At 66.0% G+C, this 17,620-nt stretch carries 17 protein-coding genes; 16 read left to right on the top strand and 1 reads right to left on the bottom strand.

Annotation, left to right across the window (positions count from 1 at the left end):
- Positions 1-339 precede the first annotated feature (339 nt).
- From AC24R4_RS24250 to AC24R4_RS24215, 8 genes are all read left to right on the top strand, one after another.
- Positions 340-1,179, top strand: a complete 840-nt coding sequence (locus AC24R4_RS24250) for a ferritin-like domain-containing protein (protein WP_400392765.1) — start codon at positions 340-342, stop codon at positions 1,177-1,179.
- Between the two features lie 99 nt (positions 1,180-1,278).
- Entirely contained in the window at positions 1,279-2,478 is a 1,200-nt protein-coding gene (dapC, locus tag AC24R4_RS24245) for a succinyldiaminopimelate transaminase (protein WP_400392763.1), read from the top strand.
- Positions 2,479-2,585: 107 nt separating this feature from the next.
- Positions 2,586-3,410, top strand: coding sequence for a 2,3,4,5-tetrahydropyridine-2,6-dicarboxylate N-succinyltransferase (gene dapD / locus AC24R4_RS24240; RefSeq protein ID WP_101684181.1), 825 nt, complete (start codon positions 2,586-2,588; stop codon positions 3,408-3,410).
- A 67-nt stretch (positions 3,411-3,477) separates the two neighbouring features.
- A complete protein-coding gene (locus tag AC24R4_RS24235) occupies positions 3,478-3,867 on the top strand; it encodes a hypothetical protein (protein ID WP_400392761.1) in 390 nt (129 codons plus the stop codon).
- 22 nt (positions 3,868-3,889) lie between these two features.
- Positions 3,890-4,237, top strand: coding sequence for an ArsC family reductase (locus AC24R4_RS24230; protein WP_400392759.1), 348 nt, complete (start codon positions 3,890-3,892; stop codon positions 4,235-4,237).
- Between the two features lie 39 nt (positions 4,238-4,276).
- Positions 4,277-5,428, top strand: a complete 1,152-nt coding sequence (dapE, locus tag AC24R4_RS24225) for a succinyl-diaminopimelate desuccinylase (protein ID WP_400392753.1) — start codon at positions 4,277-4,279, stop codon at positions 5,426-5,428.
- Between the two features lie 37 nt (positions 5,429-5,465).
- A complete protein-coding gene (gene prmB, locus AC24R4_RS24220; protein WP_400392751.1) occupies positions 5,466-6,359 on the top strand; it encodes a 50S ribosomal protein L3 N(5)-glutamine methyltransferase in 894 nt (297 codons plus the stop codon).
- A 237-nt stretch (positions 6,360-6,596) separates the two neighbouring features.
- On the top strand, positions 6,597-8,111 hold the full coding sequence (locus AC24R4_RS24215) for a Fic family protein (protein WP_487523722.1): 1,515 nt from the start codon (positions 6,597-6,599) through the stop codon (positions 8,109-8,111).
- A 55-nt stretch (positions 8,112-8,166) separates the two neighbouring features.
- Here the strand turns inward: AC24R4_RS24215 and AC24R4_RS24210 are convergent, their stop codons facing one another.
- A complete protein-coding gene (locus AC24R4_RS24210; RefSeq protein WP_487523721.1) occupies positions 8,167-8,709 on the bottom strand; it encodes an RcnB family protein in 543 nt (180 codons plus the stop codon).
- A 389-nt stretch (positions 8,710-9,098) separates the two neighbouring features.
- Here AC24R4_RS24210 and AC24R4_RS24205 point away from each other — a divergent pair, with 389 nt between their 5' ends.
- The 8 genes from AC24R4_RS24205 to AC24R4_RS24170 all read left to right on the top strand — a co-directional run bounded on the left by AC24R4_RS24205 (position 9,099) and on the right by AC24R4_RS24170 (position 17,604).
- Positions 9,099-9,836: a FadR/GntR family transcriptional regulator gene (locus AC24R4_RS24205; RefSeq protein WP_400396081.1), complete on the top strand. Its 738-nt coding sequence runs from the start codon at positions 9,099-9,101 to the stop codon at positions 9,834-9,836.
- Positions 9,836-10,861 carry an L-idonate 5-dehydrogenase gene (locus tag AC24R4_RS24200; RefSeq protein ID WP_400396079.1) on the top strand — a complete coding sequence of 342 codons (1,026 nt, stop codon included), beginning with the start codon at positions 9,836-9,838 and terminating at the stop codon, positions 10,859-10,861. The genes AC24R4_RS24205 and AC24R4_RS24200 overlap by 1 nt, the downstream gene beginning before the upstream one ends.
- A 73-nt stretch (positions 10,862-10,934) precedes the next feature.
- Positions 10,935-11,930, top strand: a complete 996-nt coding sequence (locus AC24R4_RS24195) for a sialic acid TRAP transporter substrate-binding protein SiaP (RefSeq protein ID WP_400396083.1) — start codon at positions 10,935-10,937, stop codon at positions 11,928-11,930.
- A gap of 168 nt (positions 11,931-12,098) precedes the next feature.
- Positions 12,099-12,722 carry a TRAP transporter small permease gene (locus AC24R4_RS24190; protein ID WP_400393020.1) on the top strand — a complete coding sequence of 208 codons (624 nt, stop codon included), beginning with the start codon at positions 12,099-12,101 and terminating at the stop codon, positions 12,720-12,722.
- An 11-nt stretch (positions 12,723-12,733) separates the two neighbouring features.
- Entirely contained in the window at positions 12,734-14,137 is a 1,404-nt protein-coding gene (locus AC24R4_RS24185; protein WP_400393022.1) for a TRAP transporter large permease, read from the top strand.
- Positions 14,134-15,237: a mandelate racemase/muconate lactonizing enzyme family protein gene (locus AC24R4_RS24180; RefSeq protein WP_400393024.1), complete on the top strand. Its 1,104-nt coding sequence runs from the start codon at positions 14,134-14,136 to the stop codon at positions 15,235-15,237. Before AC24R4_RS24185 ends, AC24R4_RS24180 begins: the two co-directional genes overlap by 4 nt.
- Before the next feature lie 54 nt (positions 15,238-15,291).
- Entirely contained in the window at positions 15,292-16,047 is a 756-nt protein-coding gene (locus AC24R4_RS24175; protein ID WP_400393026.1) for an SDR family oxidoreductase, read from the top strand.
- A gap of 18 nt (positions 16,048-16,065) precedes the next feature.
- Positions 16,066-17,604 carry a UxaA family hydrolase gene (locus AC24R4_RS24170; RefSeq protein WP_400393028.1) on the top strand — a complete coding sequence of 513 codons (1,539 nt, stop codon included), beginning with the start codon at positions 16,066-16,068 and terminating at the stop codon, positions 17,602-17,604.
- Positions 17,605-17,620 lie beyond the last annotated feature (16 nt).

Here is a 17,620-nt window from a genome sequence, read left to right as displayed (position 1 = left end):
ACCATCGCCAATCCATTGACCGGCCGTTTTCGCCACCGTTGCCGCCCCCACGAAGCGGCCGTTGCCTGACTTGAAAATTCGTTGTATTTCCAAGACTTGCGGGCGATGCTGCATGCACTTTCTAGCCCCTGCCGTTGTTTCATGAAAACGTCACGCTGGCAAAGCGCCCGGAAACTTCTTAGGGTTAGTGCTAGTCTCTGGAGATGCCGGCGTGATCCCGGGGCCCCACTCCCCATGCGCCGGGCCCGCCGCTCCGCCATGCCTGCCGTTGTCCTCATGGCGCACGCGGCCAGTCTGAAGCTTGATTGCCTGCAGCGCAGCAGTTTTGGAGGACTGAGCATGACCCCAACCCCACCGGCCGAGACGCCGGGTGACCTGCCGTGGTCCATCGCCGAGATCGACTACAACGCCATCGACGTCGCAAAAGTCCGAGACGATCGCACGCTCTTCTATCTGCTGACCGGCGCCTCGTTCATCGAGAGCGGGTCGGACACCTACGCCGGCAATCTGGCGCAGTACTACGCCGACGTGCCCGACGCGGCCAAGTGGCTGTCGCAGCACTGGGAATCCGAGGAACTGCAGCACGGCCTGGCGCTGCGCCGCTATGTCGAGCATGTCTGGCCCGAATTCGACTGGGAACGCGGGTACCGGCGCTTCTTCGACGAGTACAGCAAGACCTGTTCCGTCGACAATTTCGAGCGTACGCCGGCACTGGAAATGGCCGCGCGCTGCGTGGTGGAAACCGGCACCGCCACCTATTACCGTGCACTGGAACAAGCCAGCGACGAGCCCGTGCTGCGCAACCTGACGCGCCGCATCGCCAATGACGAAGTGCGTCACTACAAGCATTTCTTCCGTTATTTCAATGACTTGAGCCACGACGAGCGGCTTGGCCGGGCCAAGGTGCTGGCCGCCCTGGCGCGCCGGCTGCTGGAAATCAAGAACGAGGACGCCGAAATCGCGCTCCGGAACGTGCTGCGCATCGAGCAGAATCGCGAAGACGTGCCGGATCGCGAGGTCCGCGCCCTGAATTCGCGCTGCAGCGCCGTAATCCGGCGCCACCTGCCGATCGAGATGACGGTCAAGATGCTGTTGCGCCCCCTGCACCTGCATGCGCGCCTGGAAGACCTGGTGCGCCGGCCCATCGTCGCCATGGTGTCGCGGGTGATGCTGTATTGACAGGCGGCTGTACGGGGTACCTGCGCCCGCGCGCGCTTTCCGGTCATGTGCCCGGCGCGATATACTTCTGCGTTTCAACCGCCCCGCCGCCCTGCCACCGTGAATCCGCGCCTCGACCTGCTCCAGACCTACCCTTTCGAGAAACTGCGCGTGCTGGTGGCCGATGTGAAACCGGCCGACAAGCCGGCCATCAGTTTCGGCATTGGCGAGCCCAAGCATCCGACGCCGCAGTTCATCAAAGACGCGATGACCGCGTCGCTGTCCGGGCTGGCCACATACCCGGCCACGGCCGGCACCGACGCGCTGCGCCAGACCATCGCCGGCTGGCTGGAGCGCCGCTACCACCTGCCGAACGTCGATGCCGCCACCGAGGTGCTGCCGGTCAGCGGATCGCGCGAGGCGCTGTTTGCCTTCGCGCAGACCGTGATCGATGCCAGCCGGCCCGATCCGCTGGTGCTGTGCCCGAACCCGTTCTATCAGATCTATGAAGGCGCGGCCCTGCTGGCCGGTGCCCGTCCGGTTTTCGCCAACAGCGATCCGGCGCGCAATTTCGCCCCGGCGTTCGACCAGATCGATGCCGATGTCTGGCCGAAGGTCCAGTTGCTTTACGTATGCTCCCCGGGCAATCCCACGGGCGCCGTGCTGTCGCTGGAGGACTGGAAGCAGCTGTTCGAACTGTCGGACCGCTACGGGTTCGTGATTGCGTCGGACGAGTGCTATTCCGAGATCTATTTCGACGAAGCCACGCCGCCGCTGGGCGCGCTGGAGGCCGCCCACAAGCTGGGTCGTGGCTTCGAGCGCCTGGTGATGTTCTCGAGCCTGTCCAAGCGATCGAACGTGCCGGGCCTGCGCTCGGGTTTCGTGGCCGGCGACGCGGCCATCCTGAAGAAATTCCTGCTGTACCGGACCTACCACGGTGCCGCGCTGAACCCGGCCGTGCAGGCCGCCAGCGTGGCCGCCTGGGGCGACGAGGCACACGTGCGCGACAACCGCGCCGCCTATGTGCGCAAGTTTGCCGAAGTCACCCCGCTGCTGGCCCAGGTGCTGGACGTGGCGCTGCCCGACGCGGCGTTCTACCTGTGGGCCGATGTGTCGCGCACGGGCCTGAGCGACACCGAGTTCGCCGTTCGCCTGCTGGCCGAGCAGAACGTGGCCGTGCTGCCGGGCAGCTACCTGGCACGCGATGCGCACGGTGCCAATCCCGGCAAGAACCGCGTGCGCATGGCGCTGGTGGCCACGCCCGACGAGTGCCTGGAAGGTGCGCGCCGGATTGTCGAATTCTGCAAGTCGCTGGCCTGACAGACCCGGCGCCCCGCTTCACCCTGCTTCACCGATCGAATGCCCTGGCGCCGGGGCACCTGCCACCGGCGCCGCCTCTTACACAAATCACCACTGAGAACACCATCATGACGCAAGCTCTGCAAGCCCTGATCGACCAGGCCTGGGAAGACCGCACCAGCCTGTCGCCGAAGTCCGCGCCGAACGATATCCGCGAAGCCGTGGCCAACGTGATCTCGCAGCTGGACGCCGGCACGCTGCGCGTGGCCGAGAAGCAAGGCCAGGACTGGATCGTCAACCAGTGGGTCAAGAAGGCCGTGCTGCTGTCGTTCCGCCTGGAAGACAACGCGCCGATGAGCGCCGGCGGCTTTGCCCAGTTCTACGACAAGGTGCCGACCAAGTTCGCCAACTGGAGCCAGGACGACTTCGCCAAGGCCGGCTTCCGCGTGGTGCCGCCGGCCGTGGCCCGCCGTGGCTCGTTCATCGCCAGGAATGCCGTGCTGATGCCGTCGTACGTGAACATCGGCGCCTACGTGGACGAAGGCACGATGGTCGACACCTGGGCCACCGTCGGTTCGTGCGCCCAGATCGGCAAGAACGTTCACCTGTCGGGTGGCGTGGGCATTGGCGGCGTGCTGGAGCCGCTGCAGGCCAACCCGGTCATCATCGAGGACAACTGCTTCATCGGTGCCCGTTCGGAAGTCGTGGAAGGCGTGATCGTCGAAGAAAATTCGGTGATCTCGATGGGCGTGTACCTGGGCCAGTCGACCAAGATCTACGACCGCGAAACGGGCGAGATCCACTATGGCCGCGTGCCCGCCGGTTCGGTGGTGGTGGCGGGCAACCTGCCGTCCAAGGATGGCAAGTACAGCCTGTACTGCGCCGTGATCGTGAAGAAGGTGGACGCCCAAACCCGCGCCAAGACCAGCCTGAACGACCTGCTGCGCGACTGATCCGACGGATCTTTCGCGCCGCACCCTGCCGCCGGGCGCGTCCCGGCGGCGGATTACATCCCCGCCGATGCCATCCTCTGCCAAGCGATTCATGGCCCTTGACCCCGCCACCGTCAGTACCGTGCTATCCCTGCTGCCCACCATCCTCGAACAGGCCAACAAGACCCTCGAGAAGCTCAAGAAGGGCAAGCGCAAGGACGGCAGCGACAGCACGCAGCCCGACGCCGAGCCGCCGCGCGACCCGGCCGCGCGCATCGCGGAACTGGAAGCGGCCGCCGTGCAGCAGGCCGAGGCGGTCAAGCTGCTGGCCGAACAGCACGCGATCACGATCGAGGCGCTGCGCCGCGAGGCCGCGCGGCTGGACCGCCGGCTGCGCCTGATGACGGCCGTGGCCATGGCTGGCGTGGCATTTGGCCTGGGCGGGCTGATCATCGCGATCAACCTGCTGTTCCGTTAATTTCACCCCGATTCCGCGCACCATGACCGTCCTGCTCTACGGCATTCCCAACTGCGACACCGTCAAGAAGGCCCGCACCTGGCTGGAATCGAACGGTGTCGATTACACGTTCCACGATTTCAGGAAGCAAGGCGTCGACGAGCAGATGTTGCGCGCCTGGCTCAAGCACGTGCCGCTGGCCACGCTGCTGAACAAGAAAGGCACGACGTACCGCGCGCTGTCCGACGCCGACAAGGCCAAGGCGGACAACGAAGCTGGCGCCGTGGCCCTGATGCAGACCAGCCCGTCGCTGATCAAGCGCCCGGTACTGGATCGCGATGGCAAGGTCAGCGTGGGGTTTTCCGCCGACACGTACGCCTCGCTGTTCTGAAGACCCGCATTTCGCACCATTCGTCGCACCCCCCGCACCATGAATCCGACCCTTGCCCTGACCGAAGACCTGATGCGCCGCCGCTCGGTCACCCCTGCCGACGAAGGCTGCCAGTCCGTGCTGGAAGCGCGCCTGACCGCGCTTGGCTTTACCTGCGAGAACATCGTCAGCGGCCCTGACAGCTTCCGCGTGACCAACCTGTGGGCGGTCCGGCGCGGCACGCAGGGCACGGCGGGCAAGCTGCTGGCCTTTGCCGGCCACACCGACGTGGTACCGACCGGCCCGCTCGACCAGTGGTCGTCCGACCCGTTCGAACCGACCCAGCGCGACGGCAAGCTCTACGGCCGTGGCGCGGCCGACATGAAAACGTCGATTGCCGGCTTCGTGGTGGCCTGCGAGGAATTCGTCGCCCGGCACCCGGACCACGCCGGTTCCATCGCGTTCCTGATCACCAGCGACGAAGAAGGCCCCGCGCACGACGGCACCGTGAAGGTGGTGGAAGCCCTGAAGGCACGCGGCGAACGGCTGGACTACTGCGTGGTGGGCGAGCCGACCTCGGTCGATACGCTGGGCGACATGGTCAAGAACGGCCGCCGCGGGTCGCTGTCGGGCAAGCTCACGGTCAAGGGCGTGCAGGGCCATATCGCCTACCCGCACCTGGCGCGCAACCCGATCCACCTGGCCGCGCCGGCGCTGACCGCGCTGGTGGCCGAGACGTGGGACCAGGGCAACGAGTATTTCCCGCCCACCACGTGGCAGATGTCGAATATCCATGCGGGCACCGGCGCCACCAACGTGATTCCGGGCCACGTGACCATCGACTTCAATTTCCGCTTCTCGACGGCCAGCACGTTGGACGGCCTGAAGCAGCGCGTGCATGCGATCCTGGACCAGCACGGCCTGGAATACACGCTGGACTGGACGCTGGGCGGCGAGCCATTCCTGACGCCGCGCGGCGATCTTTCCGACGCGCTGGCGGCCGCCATCGCCGCCGAGTGCGGGGTGACGACCGAGCTGTCGACCACGGGCGGCACGTCCGACGGCCGCTTCATCGCCAAGATCTGCCCGCAGGTCATTGAATTCGGCCCGCCGAACGCCAGCATCCACAAGATCGACGAACACGTGGAAGTGCGCTTCATCGAGCCGCTCAAGAACGTTTACCGGGGCGTGCTGGAACGCCTGATCGCCTGATCGGCTGATCGACTTACCATTGGAACGACCCACCGCCATGGCTACCCCCTCCCCCCTGAAGACCGTCCGCGACCTGCTGCGGCTGGCCGTTTCCCGATTTACGGCCGCCCGGCTGTCGTTCGGCCACGGCAGCGCCAATGCCTATGACGAAGCGGCCTACCTGGTGCTGCACACGCTGAACCTGCCGCTGGACACGCTCGATCCGTTCCTCGACGCGCGCCTGCTGCCCGAGGAAGTCGACGCCGTGCTCAAGGTGATCGACCGCCGCGTCACGGAACGCGTGCCGGCGGCGTACATCACGCATGAGGCGTTCATGCACGGCCTGCGCTTCTACGTGGATTCGCGCGTGATCGTGCCGCGCAGCTTTATCGGCGAATTGCTACAGGACGGCCTGGAGCCATGGCTGGGCGACATCGGGCAGATCGGCCCGGTGCTGGAACTGTGCACCGGCTCGGGCTGCCTGCCGATCATCGCCGCGCATGTCTGGCCCAATGCGCGCATCGACGCCGTGGACATTTCGTCCGACGCACTGGCCGTGGCCCGCCGCAACGTGGCGGACTACAAGATGGAGAACCGCATCGCGCTGTTCGAGGGCGACCTGTACGCGCCGCTGCCTTCGGGCGCCACGTACGACGTGATTCTGACCAATCCGCCCTATGTCAACGAGCAGTCGATGCGCGAACTGCCGGCCGAGTACCTGGCCGAACCGCGCCTGGCACTGGCCGGCGGCGACGACGGCATGGACGTGGTGCGCCGTATCATCGCTGGCGCCAAAAAGCGCCTGAACCCGGGCGGCGTGCTGGTGGTGGAAATCGGCAACGAACACGACAACGTGGAAGCGGCCTTCCCCGATCTCGATATCGTCTGGCTGTCGGTCAGCGCGGGCGATGACCAGGTGTTTCTGGTGACGTACGACGCGTTGCCGGATTGAGGGCAAGTCAGGGCCAGGGCCCCAGACCCACCAAGATTTGGTGCGTGGTTTGGGGTCGAAATATATAAAAAGTTCGGCCAGCGCCAATTTGGTGTGGCGTATGGCGGTCCACCGTGCATTTTGAGTGATGCAAGCATCACTGCCTAATAAAAAGTAGACGAGTAGGCGGAAAAATATAAAAATTCTTCGTCTGCCTAATAAAAAGTTGCGCCCCTAACATCACTTTAAGGGGTCGCCATGCACAGTATGCGATTGGTTGGATATGCCCGGCTGCGTGAACAGCTGGACCTTCCCGCTGTTCCCGTCGTCCGCGAAGCCCGCGCGGGCGCCACGACGCGCATATTGGCAACCGCCGATGCCGTGCTGTTCCCGCGCAAGGTTGCGCCGCCTGAAGGCGCGTCGCCACTGGCGCATGTGCTGTTTGCGCTCAAGCATGAGGGCGTCAACCTGGCTATCCTGGCTGGCGCCCTTCCAAAGATCGAACACGCCGATCTCCAGGCCGAAATCGACGCACAGCCAAACAGCCGCTACGTCCGCATCGCGGCCCTGCTCTGGGAACACTTCACAGGCAAGATCCTGACGCCACGGCAATCGACCAAGGTGCCCTATGTGGACCTGTTCGATCCCGCACGCTATTACACGGCCGAACCCGGGCAGCTGTTTCCACGCTGGCGCGTTCGGTTCAACGGCCTGGGCTCACTGGACCAATGCGTCAATGTCCAGCGCACCAATGCCATACAGGCCGTGCTGGACATGGACGTCTTTGCCCGCATGGATACGTTCATCGCCACGGTGGGCAAAGACCTTCTCGATCGCGCGCTGAACTGGGCCTACCTGAGCGAGACCGAGAAGTCGTTCGAAATCGAGCGTGAACGGCCGACGCTCGACAAGTCCGAACGCTTCGTCCGGCTGCTGCAGCACGCTCACGAACGGCGGCCGCTCGATGAGGAATACCTGACCGAGCTGCAGAACGACATCATCGCCAATCCGTACGACCAGGCCGTGCAGTACCGCAACGAGCAAAACTGGCTGCGGCGCGGCGGCCATGGCGCCGCATCGGTTACCTATGTCCCGCCGCACCCCGACGACGTGCCGGGGCTGATGCAGGGCCTTGAGTCGTTTGCCAACGCGCCTCCGCGCAATCTCGACCCGCTGATCGTGGCCAGCGTCGTCTCGTTCTGGTTCGTGTTCATCCATCCGTTCATGGACGGCAATGGGCGACTGTCGCGGTTTCTTATTCATCACGCACTTTGCCGTTCGGGCAAGATGGCGAAAGGCTTTTTGCTGCCGGTCTCGGTGGCCATCAAGCGGAACGAAGCCGACTATCTGGCGGCGCTGGAGAGTTTTTCGAAACCGGTACGTGCGCTGTGGCGCGTCTGGGCCGTCGGCGATCATGAGTTCGATTGCCAGACCTCGGCGGGCGCCACGCCGTACCGCTACTGGGACGCGACGCAGTGCGTCGAATTCAGCGTGCGCATGGTCAAGGAGGCGCTGGAACATGACCTGCAGGCGGAAACGCAATTCCTGCTTGGCTATGACGAAGTTGTCAGCCGCGTGGAAGCCGAGTTCGACATCCGCAATCACGATCTGGCCACGCTGATATCGAGCTGCTTCCGTGAAAAAGGCCGGATATCGAATCGCTGGCGCAAGCAGCTTGGCACACGGGTCCGGCCTGAAACGTTCGACGCCATCGAACATGCCGTCCAGGCCGTGTTTTTTGCGGAGGCCGACGACGCCGATACGCACCGCTAAACAAAAAAAACGCCGCGACCCCGCGGCGTTTTTCTTAGGAAAACTCCTACCCGGATCAGCTTCCCGGCCCGACCGAATAGATCGTGCCGTTCGACGACACCTGATAGTAGTCGGCGCCGACGCCTACCCAGTGATACCCCTTCTTGGGCGCGGGCAGGTTGTAGTCCTTGTACTTGTCGATCACGTACTGCCGGTCGCGGAATTCTGCCGGCAGCTTTTCGCCCTTGTTCCACTTCTTGGGCGAGTAAGGCGACTGGGCGCCCATCGGCGCCGAGCCAGACTGGCCGGAGGACATGCCGCCCTGCGACATACCGCCTTGGGACCCGCCCGAGGACATGCCGCCCTGAGACATGCCGCCTTGGGAGCCAGAGCTTTGTCCCTTGTTCGACATGCCTTGCGGCTGCCTGCCGCTGGTGGCCGGCGGCATCGGGGTCGCATTGGGTGGCATCGCGCCTGCCTGGCCGGGGGATGGCATGGGGGTGGGACCCGACGGCTGGGTCTGGCCGGGCATCGGTTGTTGTTGCTGGGCCTGGGCGAGCGGCACGGACAGCAGGCCGGCGGCGACCAGTACAGCGGGTATTAACGTCTTTGTTTGCATCGTGATCTCCTCACAGACGGAACACGGCAGACTGTCCCAGAACCAGGGCAGTCCCAAGAAAGCTTAGTAGCAAATGCAGGGCCCGCATGACGACCCGATGTCGACCGCGCGCCGCTCCAGCCGGCTTTCCCCAATGATTTCAGGGACTTGGGACGCGTGTGCGGCGGATGCCCTAACGGAAGAAATCGCGCAGATGGGCGTCGATGGCAGGTAGTTTTGGCATGCAGCCGTGTCATATCTGCCCGCGCGGCCTCTCCTGGCAGCTCCCGCTTTCCCGAGCGATGCCCTGCTGCGGCGCGCCATAACATTTTCTTGAAGCGGCGCGCAAAGTCTCCTAGAAATTGGTCAGACCGCTTGACCATTTGTCCGCTGCCTGCCCGGGATACCCCATGCCGCTTCAGCAGATCGAACCGCGTCGCCTGTACCGCCAGATTGCCGACCAGCTGCGCCGGTTGATCGAAAGCGGGGAGTTTCCCGTTGGCGCGCGGTTGCCGCCCGAGCGCGACCTGGCGGTGCAACTGGGCGTGTCGCGTCCGTCGGTACGTGAGGCGCTGATTGCGCTGGAGGTGGAAGGCCTGGTCGAGGTCCGCATGGGATCGGGCATCTATGCCTGCGCGGCCGATGCCACACCCCCGGCCGCGCACGGGGGCGGCATCGTGGCGGCGACGCCGCTGGACGTGATCCGCGCCCGCCAGGTGATCGAAGGCGAAATGGCCGCCGGCGCCGCGCGCCACTGCACGCCGGCACTGCTGGAGGCGCTGGCCGAATCGATCGCGCTGATGGAAGAGGAAGCCGGCAGCGGCCATATCCCCGTGCGCGGCGACCGCATGTTTCATCTGCGCATTGCCGAGGTATCGGAAAACGCCGTGCTGCTGCGCCTGGTGGCCGAACTGTTCGACGAGCGCCATAACCCGCTGTTCGCGCAGTTTGGCAACCATTTCGAGAACGCCGAAAGCTGGGCCGCCGCCATTGCCGAACACCGTGCCGTGGTGAATGCCATCGATTCCGGCTCGCCCGATGCGGCGCGGGCCGCGATGTGCGACCACCTGGAACTGTCGCATCACCGCTTCTATGCGGCGTGGCCGGGCCATGGCAAAGACGTGAAAGTCCACAGCGAGGAGTCGTGATGTCCCTGACCTGCCATATCCATGCCAGCGAAGACCTGCGCTTTACCGAAGTGGAACCGGCCGCCCCGGGCGCCCACGATGTGCTGGTGCGCCTGGGCGCGGCCGGCATCTGCGGGTCGGACCTGCACTACTACTTCCACGGCAAGGTCGGCGCGTTCGTCATCCAGGAACCGCTGACGCCGGGGCACGAGGCGTCCGGCATCGTCGAGGCGGTGGGCAGCGCCGTCACACGTGTGGCGCCGGGCATGAAGGTGGCGATCAATCCGTCGCACGCGTGCGGCCAGTGCGACTACTGCCGCGCCGGCCGCGACAACCTGTGCCGCAACATGCGCTTCCTGGGTAGCGCCAGCGTGTTTCCGCATGTGCAGGGCATGTTCCGCCAGCACTTCCCGATGCATGAGCGGCAGTTGACGCCGGTGCACGCCGATATCTCGCTGGGCGAACTGGCCTTTGCCGAACCGCTGTCGGTGGCGCTGCACGGCGTGAACCGGGCTGGCGAACTGCTTGGCAAGACCGTGCTGGTGACCGGCGGCGGCACCATCGGCAGCCTGACCGTGATGGCCGCGCGCCTGGCCGGCGCGGCGCAGATCATCGTGTGCGATATCGCCCAGCGGCCGCTCGACGTGGCGGCGGCGGTGGGCGCCGACCGCACCATCCTGACCACGCAGGTGCCCGCCAGCGAACTGCAGGACATTGCCGACGTGAGCCTGGAAGCCGCCGGCAGCGTCGCCGCGCTGGGCACGTGCCTGACGGCCACGCGCCGGGGCGGCCGCATCGTACAGGTGGGTACCCTGCCGGCCGAAGGGCTGCATTTTCCGGCCAACAGCATCATGGCGCGCGAACTCGACTACGTGGGCGCGTTCCGCTTTGGCCGCGAATTCGACTGGGCGGTGCAGTACCTGACCAGCCGGCGGCTCGACGTGCGGCCGCTGCTGTCCGCGCAGTTGCCGCTGGCACAGGCGGTCGAGGCGTTCCAGCTGGCCGCCGACAAATCCCGCAGTACCAAGGTGCAGTTGACCGGATAAGGTTTTGCCCTCGCATGCCGACTGGTCACCCCTATAAGACCGGCGGATCTTTCACCGAAAAAGGAGACCCATGATGCTACGTCGCCGGCAGTTCTCGTCCATGCTCGGTGCGGCCCTGCTGTTCGCCGCCACCCTGACCACCCCCGCGCTGGCCCAGCAGGCTGCCCCGATCAAGCTCAAATGGGCGCACGTCTATGAAACCTCGGAGCCGTTCCACAAATGGTCGGTCTGGGCCGCGGACGAGATCAGGAAGCGCACCAACGGCAAGTATCAGATCGACGTGTTCCCGGCGTCGCAACTGGGCAAGGAGAACGATATCAACCAGGGCCTGGCGATGGGCACGGTGGACATCATCATCTCGGGCTCCAGCTTCGCGGCCAAGTCGTTCCCGCGCATCGGCGTGACGTACTACCCGTACATCTTCCGGGGCCCCGACCACCTGCTGGCCTACACGAAGAGCGACATCTACAAGGAACTGACGGCGGGCTACGAGCAGAAGACCGGCAACCATATCGTGGCCACCACGTACTACGGCACGCGCCAGTCCACGTCGAACAAGCCGTTCTCGCACTGCGCCGAGATGAAGGGCCTGAAGATGCGCGTGCCTGACGTGCCGGCCTACCTGGCCATGCCCCGGGCTTGCGGCGTGAACACGTCGCCGATCGCGTTTGCCGAGGTCTACCTGGCGCTGCAGAACGGCACCGTGGAAGCCCAGGAGAATCCGCTGACCACCATCGAGGCGAAGAAGTTCTACGAGGTACAGAAGTACATCGTGCTGACCGGCCATATCGTCGATCACCTGAACACCATTGTCTCGGGCGCGCTCTGGAAGAAGCTGTCCGAGCCCGAGCGCAAGATGTTCCTCGACGTGGCGCAGGAAGCCGCCGCCAAGGCCACGGCCGACGTGGTGGCGCGCGAGAAGGAACTCGTGGCGGTGTTCAAGCAAAAGGGCATCACGGTGACAGAGGTCAGCATCCCCGAGTATCGCGACGCCGTGCTCAAGAACGTCAGCGTCGAGTCGCAGGGCTATCGCAAGGCGGACTGGGAAAAGATCCAGGCGGTGAAATAAGCCCGACTCGCAATCCCGCTCCCCTCTCCCGTACACGGGAGAGGGGTTGGGGGAGAGGGTAAGGCCGCTCACATTGCGATCTGTCTCATCGGAAACGCCTGCCCTCTCCCCCGCCCCTCTCCCGCCAGCGGGAGGGGAGAAAAACACCACAGGAACCGGAGACTTCCAATGGAATTGCGCTCCCAAGCCTTGCCCGACCGGGCCACGGACACCCCGCCCGCCGACGGCGCCCCGCACATGACCTCGGTCGAGGAAATCGTCCACACCTTCGAGGCCGCCGATGCGCAACCGGTGGACCTGTCCGGCTACGCCGCCGAGGACTGGTTCACCGTGGGCCTGTTCTGGATCATGACGCTGCTGGTCTTCATGCAGTTCTTCACGCGCTACGTGATGAACGATTCGCTGGCCTGGACCGAGGAACTGGCCACCTACTGCCTGATCGGCGTGGTCTTCATCGGCGCGTCGATGTGCGTGCGCAAGAGCCGGCATATCCAGGTGGACCTGATCTATCGCTACCTGCCGCATGGCCCGGCGCGCGTGCTGTCCACGCTGGTCGACGTGCTGCGCACGGCGTTCCTGGGCTACGCCGCGTGGCTGGTCTGGAAGTACATCGGCATCGTGGGCGACGAGCCGATGACCACCATCGAATGGAACAAGAACTATGTGTACTGGGCGGCGCTGCTCGGCTTTGTGCTGATGCTGGGACGCTCGATCCAGGTGACCTGGCAAAACTGGCGAAACGGCTATTCGATTCTGGAACGCCCGGAAGCCTTCGAATCGTTTGACGACTAAGGAGCCCGGGCATGTGGATCCTGATTGCTTCGTTCCTGCTGCTGATGCTGGTGGGCATGCCGGTGGCCGTGTCGATGGCGCTGGCGTCGCTGTTCTATATCTGGGCCAGCGGCACCGTGCCCGACGTGATCCTGGCCCAGCGCATGATCGCCGGCGTGGAGAGTTTTCCGCTGCTGGCCGTGCCGTTCTTCATCCTGGCCGGCAACCTGATGAACGTGGCCGGCATCACGGGCCGCATCTACAACTTCGCGGTGGCGCTGGTGGGCTGGATGCGCGGCGGCCTGGGCCACGTCAACATCATCGGCTCGGTGATCTTCTCGGGCATGAGCGGCACGGCCATTGCCGATGCGGCCGGCCTGGGCACCATCGAGATCAAGGCGATGAAGGACCACGGCTACGAGACCGAGTTCGCCGTGGGCGTGACGGCGGCATCGGCCACGCTGGGCCCGATCATCCCGCCGTCGCTGCCGTTCGTGATCTACGGCATGATGGCCAACGTGTCCATCGGCTCGCTGTTCCTGGCCGGCATCGTCCCTGGGCTGGTGCTGACGCTGTTCATGATGGCCACCGTGGCGTGGATCGCGCACCGGCGCGGCTGGGGCGGCGACACGGCGTTCTCGTGGAAACTGCTCGGCTCGGCCACGGTGGAGATCATCGTGGTGCTGGCCTTTCCGATGGCGATCTGGCTGGCCGTGTCGGCCGGCGTGTCGACCAACATGGCGGCGATGATTGCCCTGGTGGTGCTGCTGGCGCTGGACTGGTACTTCGACTTCTCGGCCGTGATGGCGCTGATGGCGCCCGTGATCCTGATCGGCGGCATGACGCTGGGCTGGTTCACGCCCACCGAGGCGGCCGTGGCCGCGGTCATCTGGGCCCTGTTCCTGGGCCTGGTGCGCTACCGGTCGATGACGATGCGGGCGCTGGCCCGCGCCACGCTCGATACGGTGGAAACCACCGCGTCGGTGCTGTTCATCGTCACGGCGGCGTCGATCTTCGCCTGGCTGCTGACCACGAGCCAGGCCGCGCAGGCGCTGACCGACGCCATCCTGGGCTTCACGCACAACAAGTGGGTATTCCTGCTGCTGGCCAACGTGCTGATCCTGATCGTCGGCTGCTTTATCGACACCACGGCGGCCATCACGATCCTGGTGCCGATCCTGCTGCCCATCGTGCTCAAGCTCGGCATCGACCCGATCCATTTCGGCCTGATCATGACCCTGAACCTGATGATCGGCCTGCTGCACCCGCCGCTGGGCATGGTGCTGTTCGTGCTGGCGCGCGTGGCCAGGCTGTCGGTGGAGCGCACCACGGTGGCCATCCTGCCGTGGCTGATCCCGCTGTTCCTGACGCTGATCGCCATTACCTACGTGCCCGAGATCACGCTGTGGCTGCCCAACCTGGTAGGCAGCAAATGACGACGATCACGCACGTTGAACTGCTGCAGGTCGATCTGCCACCCCCCGTTGCGCGCTCCGATGCGATCCAGTCGTTCGTTACCCAGGAAACGCCGATGGTGCGCGTGCGCTGCGACGACGGCAGCGAGGGCACGGGCTACAGCTATACGATCGGCACAGGCGGCTCGTCGGTCATGGCGCTGCTGCGCGACCACCTGGCGCCGCAGCTGATCGGCCGCGACCCGGCCCGCATCGAGCAGATCTGGCGCGACCTGCTGTTCAGCACCCACGCCACCTCGGTGGGCGCCATCACCAGCCTGGCGCTGGCGGCCATCGACACGGCGCTGTGGGACTGGCGCTGCCGCCGCGACGGCCAGCCGCTGTGGCTCGCCGCCGGCGGTGCGCAGCCGCGCGTGCCGATGTACTCCACCGAAGGCGGCTGGCTGCACCTGTCGCCCACCGAACTGGTCCAGGCCACGCTGGCGGCAAGGCAGGCGGGCTTCCAGGGGGTCAAGCTCAAGGTTGGCAAGCCGCATCTGGCCGAGGATCTGGACCGTCTTTACGCGGTGCGCGAAGCGGTGGGCAACCATTTCGCGCTGATGATCGACGCCAACCAGTGCTTCACGTCGGCCGAGGCCATCCGGCGCGCGTCCCACTATGAAGGCCTGGGCCTGTCATGGTTCGAGGAACCGCTGCCCGCCGACGACCTGTCCGGCCACGTCCGGCTTGCCGCCGCCACGCCCCTGCCGATTGCCGTGGGCGAATCGCTCTATTCCGCCGGCCAGTTTGCCGACTACCTGCGCCAGGGTGCCTGTTCGGTCGTGCAGGCCGATGTGGCGCGCGTGGGCGGCATCACGCCGTCGCTCAAGGTGGCGCACCTGGCCGAGGCCTGCAACGTCCCGATCTGCCCGCACTTCCTGATGGAGCTGCATGTGTCGCTCTGCGCGGCGGTACCGAATGCCCCGTGGGTCGAGTACATCCCGCAGCTCGATGCCATCACGCACAGCCGCGTGGCGTTTGCCGATGGCCACGCCGTGCCGCCCACGTCGCCGGGGCTTGGCATCGACTGGGACTGGGCCGCCATCGACCGCCGCGCCACGGCGCGTGCCACCGTTTCCTGACCTGGCCGACAAGACTGACAACACAAACCCGCTTGAACCGATAAGGAGCCATCCATGTCGCAACGACTCACCGGCAAGATCGCGCTGGTCACGGCCGCCGGCCAGGGCATAGGCCGGGCCACGGCCGAAGCGTTCCTGCGCGAAGGCGCCCAGGTCATCGCCGCCGACATCAATCCCGAACCGCTGGCGGCGCTGTCCGCCCTGCCCGGCTGCCGGACGCTGCGGCTCGACGTCACCGATGGCGCGGCCGTGGACGCCGCCGCACGCGAGATCGGCCGCATCCACGTGCTGTTCAATGGCGCCGGCTTTGTCCACCACGGCACCATCCTGGACTGCGACGAGGCCGCCTTCGACTTCTCGATGAACCTGAACGTCCGCGCCATGTATCGCATGATGCGCGCCTTCCTGCCGGCCATGCTCGACGCGGGCGGCGGGTCGATCATCAACATGGCCTCGGTGGCCGGCAGCATCAAGGGCGCGCCCAACCGCTTTGTCTACGGCGCCTCCAAGGCTGCCGTAATCGGCATGACCAAGGCCGTGGCCGCCGACTACATCACGCGCGGCATCCGCTGCAATGCGATCTGTCCTGGCACCGTGGAATCGCCGTCGCTGCGCCAGCGTATCGGCAACCAGGCCGCCGCCAGCGGCCGCACGCTGGCGCAGGTGGAAGCCGATTTCATTGCGCGCCAGCCGATGGGCCGCATCGGCACGGCTGCCGAGATCGCCGCGCTGGCCGTGTATCTGGCATCGGACGAATCGGCCTTCACCACCGGCACCGCCCAGGTGATCGACGGCGGCTGGTCCAACTGACCCACGGGAGGCGCACGCATGTCCGCACCGGCCGTCATCCGGATCCATCCCGCCGACGATATCGTCATCGCGTGCCGCCAGCTGTTGCCCGGCACGGTGCTGCACCAGGAGGGCGTCACCGTGGCCAGCCTGGTGCCGCCGGGCCACAAGGTGGCCGTGCGCGCCATTGCCGAAGGCGCCCCCGTGCGGCGCTACAACCAGATCATCGGCTTCGCGCGGCAGGCCATCGCGCCGGGCCAGCATGTGCATACCCACAACCTGGCCATGGGCGACTTCGCGCGCGACTACGCGGCCGGCAGCGACGTCCACGACACGGCGAAGGCCACCGCCCCGGCCACGTTCGACGGCATCGTGCGGGCCGATGGCCGCATCGCCACGCGCAACTACATCGGCATCCTGACCTCGGTGAACTGCTCGGCCACCGTGGCACGCGCCATTGCGGACCATTTCCGGCGCGAGATTCACCCCGAGGCGCTGGCGCCCTATCCCAACGTGGATGGCGTGGTGGCGCTGACGCACGGCGCGGGCTGCGCCACCGACAGCGACGGCGAAAACCTGCGCGTGCTGCGCCGCACCCTGGCCGGCTACGCCCGCCATCCGAACTTTGCGGCGGTGCTGGTGGTGGGCCTGGGCTGCGAGACCAACCAGATCGATGCGCTGCTGGCCGAGCCCGGCCTGTCGGCGCTGGCCGAGGGGCCGCGATTTCACAGCTTCAACATCCAGGACACCGGCGGCACGGCCAGGACCGTGGCGCGCGGCGTGGGCGTGGTGCAGGCGCTGCTGGAAGACGCCCACCGCGTCACGCGCCAGCCGGTGCCGGCCAGCCACCTGATGGTGGGGCTGCAGTGCGGCGGCTCCGACGGCTATTCGGGCATTACCGCCAATCCGGCGCTTGGGGCGGCCGTGGACCTGCTTGTGGCGCAGGGTGGCACGGCGATCCTGTCGGAAACGCCCGAGATCTACGGCGCCGAGCACCTGCTGACGCGCCGCGCGGTGTCGGCCGCGGTGGCCGACCGGCTGATTGCCCGCATCCGCTGGTGGGAGGCCTATACCGCCCGCAACGCCGGCAGCATGGACAACAACCCGTCCGCCGGCAACAAGGCCGGCGGGCTGACCACCATCCTGGAAAAGTCGCTGGGCGCCGTGGCCAAGAGCGGCACCACCAATCTGGTGGATGTCTACGAATTTGCCGAACCGGTGCGCGCGCACGGGCTGGTCTTCATGGACACCCCGGGCTACGACCCCGTGTCGGCCACGGGCCAGGTGGCGGGCGGCGCCAACCTGATCTGCTTCACCACGGGCCGGGGGTCGGCCTATGGCTGCGCGCCGTCGCCGTCACTGAAGCTGTCCACCAACACTGCGCTGTGGCAACGCCAGTCGGAGGATATCGACATCAACTGCGGCGACATCCTGGACGGCGAATCGACCATCGCCGACAAGGGCGCGGCCATCTTCCGGCTGATGCTGGAAACCGCGTCGGGCCGCCGCACCCGCAGCGAGCAGCACGGCTACGGCCAGAACGAATTCGTGCCCTGGGCGCTTGGCGCCGTGATGTAACCCACCCCCCGCATTG

Source organism: Cupriavidus sp. CER-90 (assembly GCF_057652055.1).
This window is presented reverse-complemented; position numbering and strand designations above follow the sequence as displayed.